This is a genomic window from Pseudoclavibacter sp. RFBJ3 (assembly GCF_002931375.1).
Classification (GTDB): Bacteria; Actinomycetota; Actinomycetes; order Actinomycetales; family Microbacteriaceae; genus Pseudoclavibacter.
The window spans coordinates 239,531-257,468 of record NZ_PSXZ01000015.1 but is presented as its reverse complement, the minus strand read 5'-3'; the positions used below and the strand labels follow the sequence as shown (position 1 = coordinate 257,468).

The window sequence follows — 17,938 nt, the reverse complement described above, 5'->3', positions numbered from 1 at the left end:
TGCCGTCCCTGGACTGCTTCGCCACTCGGGTGCAGGTCCAGCGAAGTCCCGCCCAGGAACAGCTGAGGTGGATGCGCGTCGACCGCACATCCACCTCAGCTGTTCTGCGGGGAAGAGCTGCCTACTCGAGTGGTCCGCGCGCTGCGGCAGATGCGGCGAGCTGCGCGTAGATCGCGCTGAGTTCGGAGTCGTCGGCCTCGATGCCGAGGGGCACGATCGAGGTCTCCGTGAGCCCCGGGATGGGGTCTGCCTCGAGGAACCACACGACGCCGGCCTCATCGACGATGAAGTCGACCCGTGCGATGTCGGAGAGACGGATCGTCGCGACCGCGTGCAGGGCCGCCTCGCTGACGCGTTGGGCTTCCTCGTCGGACAGTCTGGCCGGAGCGTAGTACGTCGTCTCACCGGCGTTGTAGCGGGCCTCGTAGTCGTAGACGCCCTTGTTGGCCACGACCTCGACTGCGGGCAGGGCAAGCGGTTCGCCGTCGAGGTCGAGCACGCCGACCATCACCTCGCGGCCCTCGATGCGCTTCTCGATGAGCACCGTGTCGTCGTAGGTGAACGCGGTGACGAGTGCCTGCGGGAACTCCTCGAACGTCGAGACCGACGTCACACCCTGCGCTGACCCGCCCTCGACGGGCTTCACGACAGCTGGCAGCTCGATGCCGCGCGCGATGAGGCGCATGACGGCCTCGGCGCCGAGCTCGCGGAACGTGCTGTTCTCGAGCACGATCGAAGGGGGAGTCGACAGCCCTGCTCGCTTCGCGAGAGCCTTCGCGGTCGCCTTGTTCCACGCGAGCCGTGCGGACGTCGGCCGGGACCCCACGTACGGGATGCGTGCGGCGCGCAGCAGCGAGTACAGGGCACCGTTCTCGCCACTCGAGCCGTGCAGCAGGGGCCAGACGACGTCGGGTTTCGACTCTTCGAGAAAGCTGAGCAGGGAGGCGTCGGGTTCGCGGATGGTGACGTTCGCGCCCGCTCGGCTGAGCGCATCCGCGACCCGCCTGCCAGATCGCAGCGAGACGTCCCGCTCATGCGAGATGCCGCCGGAGAGGATGACGACGTGCAGGCCCTCGATGCTCAATGGGGTTCCCTTCGTAGGAGAGTCAGGTGCCGCGGTCAGGAGATGTTGGGCGGCGGCATATTGACGCGGTCCGCGTCGGGTCCGCGCCGCGTCGACGTTCCGAACGTCTCGACGAGGTCGAGTTCGCCGTTGATGACATTCGCGAGACGCCGCACGCCGAGCTTGATGCGCTCGGGGGTCGGGTAGCAGAACGAGAGGCGCATCTCGTGTCGGCCGCGGCCGTCGGCGAAGAACGCGGTTCCTGGCGTGTAGGCGACGAGCTCCTTCACGGCGCGGGGCAGCATCTGCTTCGAATCGAGCTGCTCGGTGAGGCGCACCCACACGAAGAAGCCGCCGTCCGGCTTCGTCCAGCTGAGCTGCGGGAGGTGCTCCTGCAGGGCCTGGTCCATGGCGTCGCGACGCTCCCGGTACACGTCCCGGTAGCCCTCGATCTGCTGTTGCCAGTCGCTCTGCCGCAGGTACTCGGTGACAACCCACTGGTTGAACGTCGACGGGGAGAGGATGGACGCCTCGACGGCGAGGATGAGCTTCTCGCGGATGGCGTGCGGCGCGAGCGCCCAGCCGACCCTGAGGCCCGGCGAGAGGATCTTCGAGAACGACCCGAGGTACACCACGTTCTCTGCATCCATCGAACGCAGCGCTGGCAGGCCGGGCTTGTCGAAGTAGAGGAGCCCGTAAGGGTTGTCCTCGAGGATCAGGATGTGCTCGCGCTTGCAGATCTCCAGCACGCGGATGCGCCGCTCGAGGCTCATCGTGACGCCGGCGGGGTTGTTGTAGTTCGCGACGGTGTACAGGAACTTGATGGTCCTGCCTTCGGCACGAAGGTGCGCGATGGTCTCCTCGAGCGCTTCTGGGATGAGTCCGTTGTCGTCGATCGTGACGTGGGCAACGTCCGCCTGGTACGACTTGAACGTGCCGAGCGCACCCACGTAGCTGGGTGCCTCCGCAAGGACGACATCTCCGGGATTCAGGAAGAGCTTCGACACGAGGTCGAGGGCATGCTGCGAACCGGTCGTCGTGACGACGTCGTCCGCTGACGCGTCGTTGATGCCTTCGAGGCTCATGACCTGCAGGATCTGCTCGCGCACCTCGGGGATGCCCTGCCCGCCCCCGTACTGCAGTGCCTCGGAGCCGTGCTCCCGCATCATCGTGGAGAAAGCGGAGTGGATGAGCTCTTCCGGGAGGGCCTGCACGAACGGCATGCCGCCGGCGAGCGACACGACCTCGGGGCGAGAGGCGACGGCGAAGAGGGCTCGGACCTCGCTGGCGGCCAGACCGGCGGTGCGGTCGGCGTAGCTGGTGTACCACGGGTCAAGGTTTCGGCCTGTCTGCGGGCCGACGTCTCCTGGATGCGTCACGGGGTTCCTTCGCGAGAGTCGAAATCCCAGGATACGCCCGCGCCGAGCGTTGTCTCGCGAACCGCATGCAGGAAGTGGACTGATCGGCCCGCGTGCGTGAGCTGCAGGCGAAGTGCGTGCGCACCCCTGTTTGCGTCCCCAGCCCCCGAGTCAGCGCTTCGAGATCGGTGCGCGATGGCCGTCGACGACCTGCAGGAACGCCGTCGGCGCGACCTCGATGTCGAGCCCTCGGCGTCCGCCGGAGACGAAGACCGTCGGATGCGCGAACGCCGACTCGTCGAGGTACGTCGGCAGTCGCATCCGCTGGCCGAACGGACTGATGCCACCTCGCACGTACCCGGTCCGCTTCTCTGCGAGCGCGGTGTCGGCGAGCGCCGCACGCTTGCAGCCAGCTGCCTGAGCGAGCCCGCGCAGGTCGAGCGACCCGCTGACGGGCACGACGGCGACAGCCAGCTGCTTCTCGTCGAGCTGCACGATCAGCGTCTTGAAGACGCGGGCCTCGTCGATGCCGAGCTTCGCAGCCGCCTCGGCGCCGAACGCAGAGACGCCGGGGTCGTGCACGTAGCTGTGAACCACGTGCTCGACCCCGGCAGCGACGAGCGCCTTCGTTGCGGGCGTTATCGGCGCCCTCGCCATGTCTGCTTCCTTCGCCGGTCGGGTCTAGCCCAGGTAGTCGGCGAACTGCTTCTCGAGTGCCGCACGCGGGTATGCGCCGACGACCTCCTTGACGACCTCGCCGTTCGAGAACAGCTTGAGGGCCGGGATGCTCGTGATGCGGAACTTCATGGCCAGGTCAGGCTCGTCATCGACGTTGACCTTGACGATGGAGAGGTTCTCGTGCGCCTCGCTCATCTGGTCGAGCACTGGGGCGACCTGGCGGCACGGGCCGCACCAGGGCGCCCAGAAGTCGACGATGACGGGACCCGGGGCGTCTGCCACGATCTGGTCGAAGTTCGCCGTGGTGGCGACGATCGGTTCTGACATTGGTACCTCCGTGGGAGTTGTCGTGCTTCGTGGTGAATGGTGTTCGGGGCGGAGTGCCTGCTCGGATTGAGTCTGCGTGCGCTCCGGTCGATCAGACGATGACGGTTTCGCTCTCCGTCACCGCGGCGGCTGCCTGGTCTTCCGACTCCTCCGCGATCGGCTCGGGGAGAGCCGCCAGGAACGCTTCCGCGTCGAGTGCCGCGACCGTGCCGGAGCCCGCAGCCGTGATGGCCTGACGGTAGTGGGGGTCGATGACGTCGCCCGCGGCGAAGACACCGGGGATGCTCGTGCGCGAGGAGCGGCCATCCACCCAGATCGTGCCCTCCTCGGTGATGTCGAGGACATCCTTGAAGAGGTCGATGCGGGGGTCGTTGCCGATCGCGACGAACACGCCCGTCACGGGCAGCTCGGTGCGCTCGTCGGTCGCCGTGTTGAGGACGCTCGCCGACTCGACGCTCGCCTCACCGGTGATGTCCTCGATACGGGAGTTGAGCATCCACTCGATCTTCGGGTTCTGCTCCGCACGCTCGCGCATGATGACCGATGCGCGGAGGTTCTCGGAGCGGTGGATGATCGTGACCTTGCTCGCGAAGCGCGTCAGGAAGGTCGCCTCCTCCATCGCCGAGTCGCCGCCGCCGACGACCGCGATGTGCTGGTCCTTGAAGAACGCGCCGTCGCAGGTCGCGCACCAGGAGACGCCGCGGCCCGAGAGCCTGCCTTCAGCGTCGAGGCCCAGCTTCCGGTAGGCGGAACCGGTCGAGATGATGACCGTGCGCGCCTCGAAGTCGCCGCTGTACGACGTGGAGACCTTCTTGACGTCGCCCTCGAGGTCGACTGTCGTGACGTCGTCGTAGACGAGCTCGGCGCCGAAGCGCTCAGCCTGCGCCTGCATGCGCTCCATGAGGTCTGGGCCGAGGATGCCCTCGGGGAAGCCGGGGAAGTTCTCGACGTCGGTCGTGTTCATCAGCTCGCCGCCGACTTCGACGCTCGAGGTGATGACGACAGGCTTGAGGCCAGCACGGGCCGCGTAGATCGCAGCCGTGTAGCCGGCGGGGCCTGAACCGATGATGATGACGTTCCGCATGAGTCCTCCGCACTTCTCCGAGTCGCGGGAATCGCGGCTCGACATACAGGCAAACGCGTTGAGACTAGCGACTATTCCTTCGGACGAGGTGTTGAACCGCGCCCGTCGTCGTCATCGGCCTGGCTCCGGGCCTCACGGGCGAGACGCGCCTCTTCTTCACGGCGGGCGGCCAGCTCGATCACAGCTCGGCGCTCCTCCTCGCGACGCTCCCGGCGGGTGCGGGGCGGTTCCTGGCGGCCGACCTTCGGGATCTCGGTCGTCCGCGAGTGCATGGGCAGGATGATGCCGGCGGTCGAGAGGTCCTCGGTGGCGCCACCGAACGCCCAGGAGGCCGCGTTGACTCGCTCCTCGCGCTGTTCCTGCTCCGCAGCCTGCCTGCGTTCGTCCGCAGGGTCTGGCTCGATCTCCTCGGATGCGAGATTCCATGGCGTCGGTGCCGAGTCCTCCGCGCCAACGGTGACGGTTTCTGGGAACGCCGGAAGGTCATCCTCGTCGAGCCCCTCCTCGCCGGGGCGGGCTGGACTCGATGGCGGGCCGGGCTTGATGCCGAAACGAGCGAGGAGTGGGCCGGCGAAGCCCCGGAACTCGGGTGACTTGAGCAGCCAGAGCAGGGGGAAGTAGAAGAGGGCCATGATGCCGGCGCCGATCGCGCACGAGACGAGCGCCTGGAAGATGCCGGAGCGGGGGAAGCCGTCCTCCTGGAACGTGCCGAGCAGCACCATGACGATCAGGGCTGGGATGGATGCAGCGATGGCCGCGATCGTGAAGCGCACGTAGGAGCGAACGATGTTCGCGAAGTCGAGCTGGCCCATCCGCTTCCGCAGGATGAAGAGCAGGATCGCGAGCCGCAGGGTCGACATGATCGACTGCATCAGGGCGAGGCCCACGACGATGAGCTCGACCGGCCCGATCGCGGCGAGCGCCATGCCGAAGATGTGCAGTGGCAACGTGAAGAGGAACACGAAGAAGATGGTCTTGGTGTCCTCGAGCGCGTAGAAGGCGCGCTGCACGAGGAACAGGCCACTGAATGGGATGAGGCCGACCAGGAACGCGATGAGGATCGCCGCGATCGAGTTGATGCCGGCATCCGTCGTCGCGAAGATCCGCGCGAACGGCACAGCCACGAGTGCGAGGCCGAACCCGGCGAACAGCAAGAACATGCCGATGAGGCGCGAGCCCTCGGAGAGGTCGCGGATGAAGTCCTGGGGTCTGTCGTCACTGATCGCCGCGCTCATGCGGGTGAAGAACGCAGTGGCGATCGAGACGGCGATGACGGCGTGCGGGAGCGCGAAGATGAGGAACGCGTTCTGCATGGCCGCGATCGACGCGTTCTCACCGGATGCCAGGTAGGCGACGATCGTCTCGACGAGGCCGGCGAGCTGCATGACGAGCAGCATGCCGAGCGTCCACCCGGCGAGCTTGCCGACCTGACCGAGGCCCGTGCCGCGGAACTGGAAGTCCAGGCCGAAGCGCAGGCCGGCGCGACGCCAGAAGAACAGCAGCACGATCGTCTGCATCGCGACGCCGAGCGTGGCGGTGCCGCCGAGCGTCGCGATCATCGTCGGGTCCCACGAGTCGATGTTGCGCCCGGTACCCGTCGGGTCGGCGCCGAACACGGAGCTGAACAGCAGCAGGCCTGCGATGCCGACGACGTTGTTGATGACGGGCGCCCACGCGAACGGCCCGAAGAGGCCGCGGGCGTTGAGGATCTCGCCGAGGACGGCGTACATGCCGTAGAAGAAGATCTGCGGCATGCACCAGTAGGCGAACGCCACGAGGAGCCCCAGCTGTTCGGGGCTGAGGCTCGCGCCGTAGAGCGCGCCGATGATGGGCGCGCCTACGGTCGCGAGGATCGTCAGCCCGCCCAGCAGCACCATGGCGAGCGTCACGAGCCTGTTGACGTAGAGCTGACCGCCGTCTTCGTGTCTCGCTGCCTTGACGACCTGCGGCACGATGACGGCGTTGAGGAGCCCGACCGAGATGATCGAGTAGATGTTGCTCGGCAGCTGGTTCGCCCCGGCGTAGGCGTCGGCGGAGACGCCGATGACACCGATCGTCTGCGCGATGACGATGGCCTTCACGAAGCCCAGCACGCGAGACACCATGGTGCCCGATGCCAGGAGCGCGCTCGCCCGAGCGATGCCCTGAGCCATGCCTACTCCTCGGTCTTCGCCGCGTCGGCGGTCTGGTTGTCAGCCGCGTCGGCTTGGGTGCTGTCCTCGGCGGAGGTCTGAGCGTCCGAAGGCTCGGCTCCGGGTCCGGCCACTGCCGCGAGCCGACGACGGATGGTGCGCACGAGACCCGCGATGAAGAGCACGGCCAAGCCGGCGCTCGCGACGAGGATCGCGATGCTCTCCCATTCGGCGCGCACATCCAGGCGAATCTGCTTCGTCGAGGAGAGCTGCTCGCCATCCGGGGTCATGACGTTCACGGTGACGTACGTCGGTCCGTTGGCGATCGCCTTGATGGGGATGCCGACCCGCGACATCGAGTTCGGCTCGATCGTGAGGGCGACGGCGTCGCCAGTCTCGACGGCGCCCGTCGTCGGCCTCAACTCGACGAGCACGGTGACTTTGCGGTCCTGGATCGCGTTGGACACGAAGAGCGGCAGCTCGGTGTCGCGGCCGACGATGAGCGCCTCGCTCGTGTCCCCGAGCTGGACATACGACTCCGTGAGCGTGACGTGGTTGCGGAGCCCGCTGACGGCAGTCTGCGCCTCTGCCGGTGTGGTCGCCCACCCGGTTGCGAGGGCGCCGATGCCGGCGACTCGGACCGGGTCGCTGTAGTCCTGCGGGTCCTCGAAGATCGTCGAGATGACCTGCGCGCGCTCGATGGTCTGCATGACGTTCGTCATGCGGTTGAACGCGGACTCGCCGACGCTTCCGTCGATGAGGGAGGCCTCCCGCCGCCCGGTGTCGGCGTCGCTCGGGAACGTCAGCGGTGTCGCTGAAGCCCAGCTCAGCCCATCCACGAACTGCAGGGTCTGTGCGAGGCGATCGCCGTCGAACTCGTCGCGCGTCACCGTGCCGACCAGCGTGCGCGGCTCGTAGGGGAGTTCGCGCGTCACGACGGCCAGGAGCGTCGCGATGCGCGTTGCCGCCTCGTTCCATTCCTCGTCCGTGGTGGCGTGCACGGCGTCGTCGATCGCGTCGTCGAGGGTCTTCTCGGCGATGACCGCGCTCCAGCCTGCGACCGTGGCCTGCGCGCTCTCGGTGAAGTCCGCGTCCGCGCTGACTCCCGTGTTGGAGTCGTCCAGGATGAGGGACTCGCCGCCCCAGTCGCGGAACCTGTCGAGGTCTGCCGACTGGACGGTGCCAGCCTGCGGCCAGACGACGCCGCTCATCGTGTAGGGGAAGCTGACGAGGCTCTCGGTCGTGGGCAGCGGCGGTGCGACCGGCTCAGGATCCTCTGTGGCGGTTGGCGCGGGGGACTCGGTCGTGGTCGCCTCGGGGGACGAGGACGATTCCGCGCTGCCCTCTGCGTCGGTGCCCGCCGCCTCGTCCTCGGAGGGGGTGAGCGTCCCGGTGTCGGCGCTCTCGGTCGGCGTCGGCGTCGGCGTCTGGGTTTCCGCGGGATCGGCGAAGTTCGCGGGATCGATGTCGAAGTCGAAGTTCGTGACGTCCAGCGGCTGCTGGGCCCCCCACTGCGACTGGAGGGTGAGGCTCGCATCTGCGAAGGGAAGCTCGAACGTCTGATTGTCGATCGCCGTCAGCCGGTCCAGCCATGTGAGCGCCGATTGCGGGGCTGCAGAACCGAGCACGCGGATCGAGGCCAGGAGGCGGGGGTCGATCGCGACCGTCGAGTTCGGGCTGGCCTCGACCGCGGTGAGGATCTTCTCGAGGCGCCCGCCCGGGGCCGTCTCCTCGGCAAGCCGCGCACTGCTGAGGAGCGCCTCATCGGCATCGACGAACAGGCCGGAGGTGATGGGAACGACGGTCGAGACGAGCGTCGGCTCAGCGGCAGCGACGCCGTTGAGCACGATCGTGGAACGCGCCTGTGCGAGCTTCGAGTCACCGCTCGTGAGGGTCGCGGCCATGGCTCGGGGACCGAAGTCGTCGGTGGCGGCGAACGGCAGCCCCTCCGCAGATACCGACACGTTCACGAGCTCGGTCTCCCCGGGCGGGACGCTCTCCGTTGCGAGGTCCGCGACGACGTCGAGCCGGTCAACCGCGGACTCGTTGCTCGAGGAGCTCCACGCATTCAACGCGAACCTCGTGTCGATCGTCGACGAACCGACCGCGAGCTCGAGCTGGCCGGGCGCGATCTCGGCATCCGTCTTGTTCACGACGACGAGCTCCACGACGAGCGGTCCGCCTGGCTGCACGAGACCGCCGTCGGCCGGCGCGGCGAAGATCGAGACCTGCCCGTCCGGCGCGTCGGCGATGGCTCGCGGCGCGGCTGTCGAGGCGCTGACCGTGGCCGGGCTCGTCTGGTTCGTGGGTGCAGCTGACGCGCCACCGGTGACCCCGAGCGCCAGCACCGACGCCAGGAGCGTCGCAGGGACAACCCGGCGTGCACAGGCACGCAGGAACCGTGGCACAGCGGCGCGCGGTGCGTGGTCCATGACCTCCATAGTAAGGACGGACGGCGAGGTGGCGAGCTGAACGCGCCCTCAGAGGCGAGCCGACCGTCCGCCTCGCCTCGTAGAATGAGCGGATGCAAAACGTGCAGTCCGCCATGGAACGCCTTCGCGGACTCGCGACCGCGTCTCCCGTCGCCGAGCTCGCCTCCGCCTTCGAGGCCGCGGGCTTCGAGCTCGCCCTGGTCGGCGGTCCGGTGCGAGATGCCTTCCTCGGGAGGGACGTCACCGACCTCGACTTCACGACGAACGCTCGGCCAGATGAGATCCTCCGCATCGTCGCCCCGATCGCGGATGCGCACTGGGACATCGGTCGCGAGTTCGGCACGATCGGGGCACGGTTCTCCGGTGAGACCGTCGAGATCACGACCTACCGCGCCGACAGCTACGACGGGACCTCCCGGAAGCCCGTCGTGGCGTTCGGCGACACCATCGACGGCGACCTGCATCGGCGCGACTTCACCGTCAACGCGCTTGCCCTGCAGCTCCCGGCGCTCACGCTCGTCGACCCCTCCGACGGCACGAAAGACCTCATCGAGACGACCCTGCGCACGCCCATCGAGGCTGCAGTATCGTTCGGCGACGACCCGTTGCGGATGCTGCGGGCGGTGCGGTTCACCTCGCAGCTCGGCTTCCAGCTCGACCGCGACTCCTTCGACGCGATCGTCGAGCTGCGGCGGCGCATCCTCGATATCTCAGCGGAACGAGTGCGCGACGAGCTCGTGAAGCTGCTCAAGACGGACACGCCTCGGCCAGGCCTCGAGCTGTTCGTCGAGACGGGGCTCGCCGAGCTCGTGCTGCCGGAGCTGCCCGCGCTGCAGCTCGAACGCGACGACGCGCACCGGCACAAGGACGTCTACGAGCACTCCATCACGGTGCTCGAACAGGCCATCAGCCTCGAGCGCGAGCGCAACCCCGGAGCGGACTCGGACCTCGTCCTGCGCCTCGCCGCGCTGCTGCACGACATCGGCAAGCCCAAGACGAGACGCTTCGGCGAGGGGCGGAAGGTCACCTTCTACAACCACGACGTCGTCGGCGCGAAGCTCGCGCGCAAGCGCCTCACGTCACTGCGGTTCGACAACGACACCATCAAGTCAGTGGCGCGCCTCGTCGAACTCCACATGCGGGTCTTCAACTACGAGGGCGCGGGCTGGACCGACTCGGCAGTGCGACGATTCGCGCGAGACGCCGGACCAGAGCTGCAGCGGCTCCTCATCCTCATCCGCGCCGACATCACGACACGCAACCAGCGGAAGTCCGATCGGCTCCTCTTCGCGATCGACGACCTCGAGCGGCGCATCCTGGAACTGCAGGAGAAGGAGGAGCTCGACTCCGTGCGCCCCAGTCTCGATGGGGAGCAGATCATGGCGATCCTCGACATCGCCCCCGGCCCGCTCGTCGGTAAGGCATACAAGCACCTGCTCGAGGTGCGCCTCGACGAGGGCCCGCTCGAGCACGACGACGCGAAGCGGCGACTGCTCGACTGGTGGGAGCAGAACCGGCCGTAGCGGCACCGCTCCGAAGCGGCACCAGTCCGAAGCGGCACCGGTCCGTCGTGGCGCCGTTGAGGCGCGTGATGACTTTCGGTGACGGTGATGGGTTTTTTCCCATCACCGGTCGTGAAAACCCATCACGGACGGTGCACGTTTGGATTCACGGGCAGGGAATTCAGCGCGGCTGGTCTGCCAAGCGAACTCTGGTCTGTCGAAACAACGCAGAACGGCCCCCTCCGAAGAGGGGGCCGTTCGTGTCGATGCGACTGGAGCTACTCGGCGAGCGCGTACTGCGAGAGGTTCGAGTCGTAGCAGGAGACGTAGCTTGAGCTACTCGCCTCCACGATCACGGTTCCATTGACCGTCAGGGTGCAGGAGAGCTCTGACTGGTCGTTGTAGTCGCTGTGGCTCGCGGAAACAGACGCGAGGGTGCTGTCGTATCCGTACGAAGCCTCGTACTTCATCGTGGTGGTCTCCGACCACGGCACTGCTGTCGCAAGCGCCTCCGTGTCGACCTGAACACGGTCCGAGCCAGCCAGGCCGTTCTCGTAGCTGTACGTGATGTCGACCGGGGAGGTGCCCGTGCTGGTGATGGTCAGTTCGATCTCCAGCTCGCCAGATGACTCGTCAGAGAGCTCATCGATCTGTGTCGTGGCCTCGTCGGAGATGTCCTGCGCAACCCCTGCGCTCGTGGCCAGGGTGATCGCCCAGCCGCCGAGCAGCGCGATGCCGCCAAGCGCTACGCCGATGATTGCGAAGAGCTTCTTCGCGTTGAAGCGCTTGACGACGAGGCCGGCGATGCCCAGGCCGATCGCGGCGAGCGCGAACACGATCGCCAAGAAGTACCCGGCGAAGGGAATGAGGCAGATCAAGAGAGCCAAGGCACCCGCGATCGTTGCGATCAGGCCGAGAACGTTGAAGCCGCCCTTGCCCTGCGGGGCGTAGTTGCCATACTGCTGCTGCTGGCCTCCGCCAGCACCGCCGGCTGCTCCGTAGGCAGGAGCCGCTCCGTAGGCGCCGGGAGCTGCGTTCGGGTCCTGGGACTGGGCGCCGTAGGCGTTGCCCTGTCCGGACGTGCCGTACGCGTCGGGTGCCGGAGCCGAACCGTATGCGTTGTTCTGCGCTGATGCCCCGTACGCGTCGGGTGCGGGTGCTGACCCGTAGGACCCGGGTGCGCTGTCGTTCCCGTAGCCGTTTCCGGCCGAGTAGTCGGGAGTGCTGCCGTAGCTCGGAGCCGAGTAGTCGCTTCCGGATGCGGAGGGTGCCGTGTACGAGGTGTCCCCCGTGTACGAGCCAGCGCTCGGCGACGAGTACGAGTTGTCGCTCGACGCCCCGTAGCTGGAGTTGTCGCTCGACGAACCGTAGTTGGGGGTCGAGTAGCCCGAGTTCGACGATGCGCTCGGCACGCTCGAACCGGTCGAACCGGAGTAGGACGACTGCCCGCCCTGGTAGCCGGATGCGGAGCCCGGGGACTCGTAGGAGCCGCCAGGCGCCGTGTAGTTGCCCGGGGCCTGGTAGTTGTCGCCGCTCGAGCCGTAGCTGCTGCCGACGCCGTAGCCGTTGCTCGAGCCCTGCTCGGCTCCGCCGGGCTGGTCGCCGAACGCCGCCTGAGGAGCTTGCGACGCCGCAGCGTCGCCTTCCTGCGGTGCTGAGTTCTGTGGCACTGGGGCGTTCGGGTCGCGTTCGCCCGCGCCGCCTGTTGGATCGCTCATGATTCCCCTAGGTAGTGGTGCGTTTCAGCGGACCACGGGGGCCGCCGGTTGTGCTGGAAAGAGCATATTCGTTCGCGAGTCGGGGAGTTCTTCCAATTGACTGGCATTTAGGAGCCGGAAGCGACTATGCTTGCCAGGTTGTCTGAGCGATCAACTGCCCAGGCACGCGCAATAACCCTCCTGCTGCAGATCGTCTGCAGCCGTTCTAGACCGAAGGAGGTGGGTTTATCGTGCATCAGTATGAGTTGATGGTGATCCTCGATCCAGAGATCGACGAGCGCACCGTAGCTCCGAGCCTCGATAAGTTCCTCAACGTCATTCGCAATGACGGTGGAACCATCGAGAAGACCGACATCTGGGGCCGTCGTCGCCTCGCCTACGAGATCAACAAGAAGAGCGAAGGCATCTACGCCGTCGTTGACTTCACGTCGACCTCGGCAACGGCGAACGAGCTCGACCGCCAGCTGAACCTGTCCGAAGCTGTCATGCGCACCAAGGTGCTCCGCGCAGAAGAGGCCATCGCTCGCGTCGCCTCCGAGGCGAAGCGCGACGAGGCTCGCAAGGCTGCCAAGGCCGCTGCTATTGCAGCGAAGCCCGCGGCGACCACCGAGGCCTAGTCATGGCTGGCGACACGATCATCACCGTGGTGGGCAACCTCACGGCTGACCCCGAACTGCGGTACACGCAGAACGGGCTCGCAGTCGCGAACTTCACCATCGCATCCACCCCCCGCGTGTTCGACCGTCAGGCGAACGAGTGGAAGGACGGCGAGGCACTCTTCCTTCGGGCGAGCGTCTGGCGTGAGTTTGCGGAGCATGTCGCCTCGAGCCTCTCAAAGGGCTCGCGAGTCATCGCGCAGGGTCGCCTCAAGCAGCGCTCCTACGAGACGAAGGAAGGCGAGAAGCGCACTTCCATCGAGCTCGAGATCGAGGAGATCGGTCCTAGCCTCCGCTACGCCACTGCGCAGCTCACCCGCACGTCCTCCGGCGGCGCCGGCGGACAGCAGGGTGGCGGCCAGGGTGGCTTCGGCGGTGGCCAGCAGCGTTCCTTCGGTGGCAACGGCGGCGGCAACAGCAACGGCAACGCGTCAGGTGGACGTCAGTCCGCCCCGGCGGACGAGCCATGGGGCCAGCCTGCTGGCCAGCCCCGCGACAACGGCGCATCCGGCTGGGCGACGCCCGGCGCATCGAACGATTTTGACGAGCCCCCCTTCTAAAGGGCGCTCGCAAACACACTCAACGAAAGAAGATCCCAATGGCTGGAAAGTCAAGCGGCGACCGCCGCAAGGGTGTACGCGGGAAGGGCGGCAAGCCCGCTGCTCCCGCGAAGCAGATCCGGGTCGGAGTCATCGACTACAAGGATGTCAACACCCTCCGCAAGTTCATCTCGGAGCGCGGAAAGATTCGCGCTCGTCGCATCACCGGCGTCTCCGTCCAGGAGCAGCGCCTCATCGCACGTGCAGTCAAGAACGCACGTGAAATGGCGCTCCTGCCCTACGCCGGCTCTGGCCGCTAAGGAGTAGTCGACATGGCAAAGGTAATTCTTACGCACGAGGTCTCCGGCCTCGGTGCAGCCGGTGACGTCATCGAGGTCAAGAGCGGGTACGCCCGCAACTACCTCGTCCCCAAGGGCTACGCAGTCAGCTGGTCCCGTGGCAGCGAGAAGCAGGTCGAGCAGATTCGTTCCGCTCGTGCCGCACGCGAACTCGCAACCCTCGAAGAGGCGAAGGCGCTCAAGGACAAGATCGAGTCCGCCATCGTCAAGCTTCACGTGAAGTCGGGCGCCGAAGGCCGCCTCTTCGGTTCCGTTCGCGGTGCCGACGTCGCGACCGCCGTCGAAGAAGCTGGCCTCGGCCAGATCGACAAGCGCAAGGTCGAGTTCCCGAACCCGATCAAGTACACGGGCAACCACGAGGCGACTGTTCGCCTCCGTGACGACCTCGTTGCGACCGTCAAGCTCCAGGTCATCGCCCAGCGATAGCCAGTAGCCGCCTCGGCGCTCGAGCAGCACCTCGGTAGCTGATCGACAGAGCACGGCCCCGGACATCTCGATGTCCGGGGCCGTTCCTGTCCCGCGTCGGGCCCCAAGGTCGCACCCCACGGCCTGCTCGCACCAGTCTGGGGTGGATGCGCGAGCGGACGCTATAAGGTCAGCGGAGTCCAGCATCCAGCTCGTTCCCTTTCCTGATTGACACACGAACATGTCGAACCAAACGCACCGACCGGCAGCAGAGCACGAGCCGCGCCGGTTTCCGGTGACGGTGAGCCCGACGGTCCTCGGTTTCATCGGGTCGCTGTTCATCCTCGTCGGATCGTTCGGCGCTGGCTGGATCGGCGACGGCCTCGGTATCCGCGAGTGGTTCCCCATTGCCTTCTTCCGCAGCTCGCCAGACCTGACTCGTCTCTGCACGATGCTGCTCATCGTCGGCGGCTTCCTGCTCCTCATCGCCTGGATCCGCTTCCGGCCGAGCATTCGCGACGACGACGCCTCGCTGCGACGCGTGATCAGGACGGCGGTAATCTGGGCCCTGCCGCTGCTGATCTGCATCCCCGTCTTCAGTCGGGACATGTTCTCGTACGTCGCGGTCGGACGCCTCATGGCGGCGGGGATCGACCCGTACCAGCATGGCGTCAACGAGATCGCCGGCTGGTACTCGCTCGGCGTCGATCCCTTCTGGTCCAGCACGGAGTCGCCCTACGGTCCGCTGTTCCTCGGCGTCGCGGCCGTCTTCTCCTGGCTCGGGGCAGAGATCCCCGAGTACGCCCTGTTCCTGAATCGCGTCGCCGCAACCGCGGGCGCCGTGCTCATGGTGGTGGCCTTCTTGAAGATCGCCGCACTTCGCGGGCGCAACCGCGCTTTCGTCGCCTGGATGATCGCAGCGAACCCCCTCACGCTCCTCCTGTTCATCGCCTCAGGGCACAACGACGGCCTCATGCTCGCCGGTATGGGGTTCGGCCTGCTCGCGGCGCTCAAGGGGCATCGTGTCCTCGGAGTGGTCTGGATCGCGCTCGCTGTGGCGATCAAGCCGATCGCGCTCATCGCCCTCCCCATCGTGGCGCTCATCGGCAGGCCCAGTTCACTCCCCGTGTGGGACAGGGTGAAGAGCTGGACACTGCACGGCGCCATCGCCATCGGACTTGTTGGTGCCATCGGCCTCGTGCTGGGGTTGGGATTCGGCTGGGTGACGGCCCTCACCGTGCCGGGGGCGATCCAGCACTGGTACTCCCCGTTGACGCTCATGGTCGGCACCGTGCGCGGCCTCGCGGAGCTCGTGACCCTCGACCCGTTCGTGTTCGAGGTCATCCTCAAGGTCATCGCCTTCTCGATCGCCGGTCTCGTCGCCGCGTGGGTCGTCCTCACGAAGCGGCCCATCGACCCGCTGCTGCGCCTCGTGCTGTGCACGGCGGTCATCGTCGCCGCATCCACTGCCATCCACCCCTGGTACGTCATGTGGATCCTTCCGTTCGCGGCCGTCGCGGGTCCGTGGAGGAAGGGGCAGGAGCACCTCGCGATGCTGGTGACCATCTTCTTCACGACGGTGACGCTCGCTGAGCCGACCGACTCGTTCTTCGAGGGGCCGTACACGCGCCTCGCGGTGGCCAGCATCACGGTCCTGTTCGCGCTGTCGGTGCTCGTCTGGTGGTGGCGGTCGAGCAACGTGTCGGGGCGGGCGGTGGTCATCGCCGTTCCATACGGGCAGGTGCTCGTCGATCGCTGGAGTGCGAGACGGCAGCGGAAGCTGCGGGAGCGCGCTCACACGCAGCGCTGAGCGCACGCTCGCGAGGTTGTGGAAAACGCCCGGATATCCCCGGTTTGCGTGGGGAAGCGGGCGGATGTTATGCACAGTCCCGCTTGCAGGTTTCAACCTTCAATGGATGCTTCACACCGGTTGTCCACAGCGAGATAAGAACACAAAAACCCAGGTAAAAGCACCTTTCATGCCTGAGTCTCTCGGATAATCCCCGATATTATCCACAGAGTTTCCACACATCGCCCGGCGCGTCTCCACAGTTACACACAGAGTTATCCACAGGCACGCCGGCGATGGTTCGCTCGGCTGGGGAGCTGGGGACTACTGTGGTCAAATCTCTCACCGGCATTCGAGCGAAGTCAGGAGCATCCGTGTCGATCGCGCATCTCGGTTCCTCATCTCAGGGTGAGCGGGAGACGCACGACGGGGTTCGCACGCCTCCCCACGACCTGCTCGCCGAGCAGTCCGCCATCGGCGGCATGCTCCTCTCGAAGGACGCGGTCGCCGACGTCGTCGAGGCCGTGCGCGGCATCGACTTCTACGTGCCGAAGCACGAGATCATCTTCGACTCCATCCATGCGCTCTACGCCGCCGGTGAGCCCACGGATGTCATCACCGTCACCGACCACCTCACGAAGTCGGGTGAGCTCTCGCGTGCCGGCGGTGCCGAGTACCTGCACACGCTGGCCGGCATCGTGCCGACAGCAGCGAACGCCGGCTACTACGCGGCGATCGTCTCGGAGCGCGCCGTCCTGCGGCGCCTGGTCGAGGCCGGCACCCGCATCGTGCAGATGGGCTACCTCGCGGAAGGTGAGGTCGTCGACCTCGTCAACCAGGCCCAGGCAGAGATCTACGGCGTCACCGGGGCTGTCGAGAAGGAGGACTACGTCGTCCTCGCGGAGGCAATCCTCGAGGCCCAGAACGACATCGACGCCGCGCAGAACAAATCCGGCGGCATGACCGGAGTGCCGACCGGGTTCAGCGACCTCGACCGCATCACGAACGGCTTCCACGGTGGCCAGCTCATCATCGTCGCAGCCCGCCCTGGTCTCGGAAAGTCGACGGTGGCGCTCGACTTCGCACGCTCCGCTTCCATCACGCACGGCAAGGCCTCGATCTTCTTCAGCCTCGAGATGGGCAAGAGCGAGATCGCCATGCGCCTGATCTCGGCAGAGGCGAGCGTGCGACTGCAGCACATGCGTGCTGGCGGCCTCACGCAGGAAGATCTGACGCAGATCGCCCGCACGCAGGGGGACATCTCCGACGCCCCGCTCTACATCGACGACAGCCCGAACATGACGCTCGTCGAGATCCGCGCGAAGTGCCGCAGGCTCAAGCAGAAGGTCGGGCTGTCGCTCGTCGTCATCGACTACCTGCAGCTCATGACAAGCGGCAAGCGCGTCGAGAGCCGCCAGCAGGAAGTGTCGGAGTTCTCGCGTGCGCTGAAGCTGCTCGCGAAGGAGCTCGACGTTCCCGTCATCGCGCTGTCGCAGCTGAACCGTGGTCCCGAGCAGCGTGCAGACAAGCGTCCGGCGGCGAGCGACCTCCGTGAGTCCGGATCGCTCGAGCAGGACGCCGACATGATCATCCTGCTCCACCGCGAAGGTGCGTACGACCGGGAGAGCCCACGCGGCGGTGAGGCCGACTTCATCCTCGCCAAGCACCGCAACGGCCCGACCGACACGATCACCGTCACCTTCCAGGGGCACTTCTCTCGCTTTATGGACATGGCACCCGGCTACGCGACGGGGCAGTAGGCGAATCCGGCCGCGCCTCCTCGACGACGTCGTCACCAACGCGCCGCCGGAGAATCGCGAGACGGAGGCGGTCAAGGGACGCGAGCGGCACGAGAAGCGGATGGAGCGCGAAGCTCGTATCCGCACCACGAGCTCG

At 66.8% G+C, this 17,938-nt stretch carries 15 protein-coding genes; 7 read left to right on the top strand and 8 right to left on the bottom strand.

What is annotated here, in order from left to right; genetic code table 11:
* Nucleotides 1-121: 121 nt before the first annotated feature.
* The 7 genes from C5E07_RS15030 to C5E07_RS15000 all read right to left on the bottom strand — a co-directional run bounded on the left by C5E07_RS15030 (nt 122) and on the right by C5E07_RS15000 (nt 9,074).
* Nucleotides 122-1,084, bottom strand: coding sequence for a D-alanine--D-alanine ligase (locus C5E07_RS15030; protein WP_104244016.1), 963 nt, complete (start codon nt 1,082-1,084; stop codon nt 122-124).
* 35 nt (nt 1,085-1,119) lie between these two features.
* A complete protein-coding gene (locus C5E07_RS15025; protein WP_104244015.1) occupies nt 1,120-2,442 on the bottom strand; it encodes a PLP-dependent aminotransferase family protein in 1,323 nt (440 codons plus the stop codon).
* A 150-nt stretch (nt 2,443-2,592) separates the two neighbouring features.
* Nucleotides 2,593-3,078, bottom strand: coding sequence for a Cys-tRNA(Pro) deacylase (gene ybaK / locus C5E07_RS15020; protein WP_104244013.1), 486 nt, complete (start codon nt 3,076-3,078; stop codon nt 2,593-2,595).
* Nucleotides 3,079-3,102: 24 nt separating this feature from the next.
* The gene (trxA, locus tag C5E07_RS15015) at nt 3,103-3,426 is read right to left on the bottom strand and encodes a thioredoxin (RefSeq protein ID WP_104244011.1); all 324 of its coding nucleotides are present in this window, start codon (nt 3,424-3,426) and stop codon (nt 3,103-3,105) included.
* 91 nt (nt 3,427-3,517) lie between these two features.
* Nucleotides 3,518-4,510 (bottom strand): thioredoxin-disulfide reductase, encoded by a 993-nt coding sequence (gene trxB, locus C5E07_RS15010; protein ID WP_104244178.1) that lies wholly within the window; start codon nt 4,508-4,510, stop codon nt 3,518-3,520.
* 71 nt (nt 4,511-4,581) lie between these two features.
* Complete coding sequence (murJ, locus tag C5E07_RS15005) at nt 4,582-6,663, bottom strand: murein biosynthesis integral membrane protein MurJ (protein WP_219820099.1); 2,082 nt, start codon at nt 6,661-6,663, stop codon at nt 4,582-4,584.
* A 2-nt stretch (nt 6,664-6,665) separates the two neighbouring features.
* A complete protein-coding gene (locus C5E07_RS15000; RefSeq protein ID WP_104300338.1) occupies nt 6,666-9,074 on the bottom strand; it encodes a DUF6049 family protein in 2,409 nt (802 codons plus the stop codon).
* Nucleotides 9,075-9,166: 92 nt separating this feature from the next.
* Between C5E07_RS15000 and C5E07_RS14995 the strand changes: the two genes are divergently transcribed.
* The gene (locus C5E07_RS14995; RefSeq protein ID WP_104300336.1) at nt 9,167-10,597 is read left to right on the top strand and encodes a CCA tRNA nucleotidyltransferase; all 1,431 of its coding nucleotides are present in this window, start codon (nt 9,167-9,169) and stop codon (nt 10,595-10,597) included.
* 257 nt (nt 10,598-10,854) lie between these two features.
* Here the strand turns inward: C5E07_RS14995 and C5E07_RS14990 are convergent, their stop codons facing one another.
* The gene (locus C5E07_RS14990) at nt 10,855-12,294 is read right to left on the bottom strand and encodes a DUF308 domain-containing protein (protein WP_104300334.1); all 1,440 of its coding nucleotides are present in this window, start codon (nt 12,292-12,294) and stop codon (nt 10,855-10,857) included.
* Between the two features lie 227 nt (nt 12,295-12,521).
* Between C5E07_RS14990 and rpsF the strand changes: the two genes are divergently transcribed.
* From rpsF to dnaB, 6 genes are all read left to right on the top strand, one after another.
* Complete coding sequence (gene rpsF / locus C5E07_RS14985; RefSeq protein ID WP_104244003.1) at nt 12,522-12,911, top strand: 30S ribosomal protein S6; 390 nt, start codon at nt 12,522-12,524, stop codon at nt 12,909-12,911.
* A gap of 2 nt (nt 12,912-12,913) precedes the next feature.
* A complete protein-coding gene (locus C5E07_RS14980; RefSeq protein ID WP_104244001.1) occupies nt 12,914-13,510 on the top strand; it encodes a single-stranded DNA-binding protein in 597 nt (198 codons plus the stop codon).
* A gap of 38 nt (nt 13,511-13,548) precedes the next feature.
* On the top strand, nt 13,549-13,809 hold the full coding sequence (rpsR, locus tag C5E07_RS14975; RefSeq protein WP_068482210.1) for a 30S ribosomal protein S18: 261 nt from the start codon (nt 13,549-13,551) through the stop codon (nt 13,807-13,809).
* A 12-nt stretch (nt 13,810-13,821) separates the two neighbouring features.
* Nucleotides 13,822-14,274, top strand: a complete 453-nt coding sequence (gene rplI / locus C5E07_RS14970) for a 50S ribosomal protein L9 (protein WP_104243999.1) — start codon at nt 13,822-13,824, stop codon at nt 14,272-14,274.
* Nucleotides 14,275-14,494: 220 nt separating this feature from the next.
* Nucleotides 14,495-16,063 carry a polyprenol phosphomannose-dependent alpha 1,6 mannosyltransferase MptB gene (gene mptB, locus C5E07_RS14965; protein WP_146080618.1) on the top strand — a complete coding sequence of 523 codons (1,569 nt, stop codon included), beginning with the start codon at nt 14,495-14,497 and terminating at the stop codon, nt 16,061-16,063.
* A 353-nt stretch (nt 16,064-16,416) separates the two neighbouring features.
* The gene (gene dnaB / locus C5E07_RS14960) at nt 16,417-17,802 is read left to right on the top strand and encodes a replicative DNA helicase (RefSeq protein ID WP_104243995.1); all 1,386 of its coding nucleotides are present in this window, start codon (nt 16,417-16,419) and stop codon (nt 17,800-17,802) included.
* The last annotated feature ends 136 nt before the right edge of the window (nt 17,803-17,938 follow it).